Source organism: Salipiger sp. HF18 (assembly GCF_011806505.1).
In the GTDB taxonomy this organism is placed as follows: Bacteria; Pseudomonadota; Alphaproteobacteria; order Rhodobacterales; family Rhodobacteraceae; genus Salipiger; species Salipiger thiooxidans.
This window is the reverse complement of the sequence record NZ_JAATOS010000716.1, coordinates 1-1,551: the sequence shown is the minus strand read 5'-3', so window position 1 is coordinate 1,551 and position 1,551 is coordinate 1. Positions and strand designations below refer to the sequence as shown.

Sequence of the window (1,551 nt, the reverse complement as noted above, 5' to 3'; positions counted from 1 at the left end):
CTTCTCCCGCACCACATCCTCGCCGAACAGGATGCCGCACATCTCGATGCAGTCCCGCGCGCGCGATGGCTCGGTCGCGGTGCCCATGAAGGGCTTGTCCGAAAGCGTCATGTGGGCGTGGAGCATGTCGAGGTGGCGCTTGTTGACCGGCAGGTCGGTGGGCTCGCAGACGGTGCCGCCGGAATGGTGCAGCCAGCGCGCCATCTGGCCGAGCTTCACGAAGTTGCGGAAGTCCTCGATGGTGGCGTAACGCCGTCCGCGCCCGGCGTCATGCACGAAGGGCGGCCCGTAGACCGGCGCTAGCACGAGGCCCCGGCCGCCGATCTCGACGCTGCGCGCGGGGTTGCGGGCAAGCTGGGTGAAGACGCCCGGCGCGGTCGCGCAGAGCTCGCGCGCGAGGCCGCGCGGGAGGCGCACACGCTCGCCCTCGATCTCGGCCCCGGCGCGGCGCCAGCGTTCCAGCGCCTCGGGGTTGTTGACGAAGTTGACGCCGACCTCCTGCAGGATGGTGTCGGCGGCCGCCTCGATGGCGTCAAGCGCGTCGTCGGAGAGCAGCTCGAGCTCGGGAATGGCGCGGGTGATCTCCGCCGTCTCGTCTGCCGTGCTGGTCCCGTCGTTCATCCGTCGTCTCCGCTGCTGCCGCAGGTGGCCCACCCGCGCGGGCCCACCCTATCGTCTCGACGCGCCAGAGTCCCCCCGCCGTCCCCTCGGGCCCGGGATATTCGACCTGCCCCTGCGCATCTAAGATGAATCTTCCATATTCATTTCTCGCGGGCGAGAGCCGCTGACCTGCCCCACCCGCAGCTCAAGCCAATGATAAGACGCCGAATTCCAAAGCTCCAGCACTGTTAAAACGTTTTGAAAGATTGATCCCGTCTTAACCCTCGCCCGGGTAGCGTGCCCGTGGGGGTTCTAGGTGCCCAGGCGGGCCCGGCGGGAGGTGGACATGGCAGGCAAGGCAGACAGGGCCACGGTGGTCGACATGGGCGAGGTGATCCGGCGCGAAGAAAGCCCGCCCGAAAACCCGGAATTCTCGCCGGCCGAGATCGGCGCCATCGCGCATCTCTACAGGGGCGAGGTCTATCGCTGTTCGGTCTGGCGCACCCGGCTCGACACCACGACCAACTGGGCGGTGGTGACGCTGGGGGTGGCGCTCTCGATCTCATACGCCGCGCCCGACGCCTCGCCGCTGCCTCTGGTGCTGGTGGGCGTGCTGAACCTCTTCTTCCTCACGCTCGAGGCACGGCGCTACCGCTATTGCGACAGCTGGCGCATCCGCTTCCGCACAGTGGAAAAGAACTTCTACGCGCCGATCATCGACCCCGGTCAGGTCTGCGCGGAACCGGGCTGGCGCCAGCAGGTCGCGCAGGATTACGTCCGGCCCCAGTTCCGGATCTCCTACCTGCACGCGCTGGGGCGGCGCATCCGCCGCAGCTACCTCTGGATCATGCTGATCCAGCTCGCGGCGTTCCTCGGCAAGGTCGCCGTGCACCCGACGCCGGTGACCTCGCTGGACGAGGCGATGACCCGCGCCGACGTGGGTCTCATTCC

General features: G+C 68.1%; 2 protein-coding genes. One reads left to right on the top strand and one right to left on the bottom strand.

The window, feature by feature from the left end:
• A partial coding sequence (locus HC022_RS26230) for a trimethylamine methyltransferase family protein (RefSeq protein WP_368484822.1) occupies positions 1-654 on the bottom strand: 654 nt, incomplete at its 3' end.
• Positions 655-946: 292 nt separating this feature from the next.
• On the opposite strand from HC022_RS26230, the gene HC022_RS26225 reads away from it, so the two are divergent.
• Positions 947-1,551: DUF2270 domain-containing protein (locus tag HC022_RS26225; protein WP_167454336.1), on the top strand; the 605-nt coding region annotated here is incomplete at its 3' end.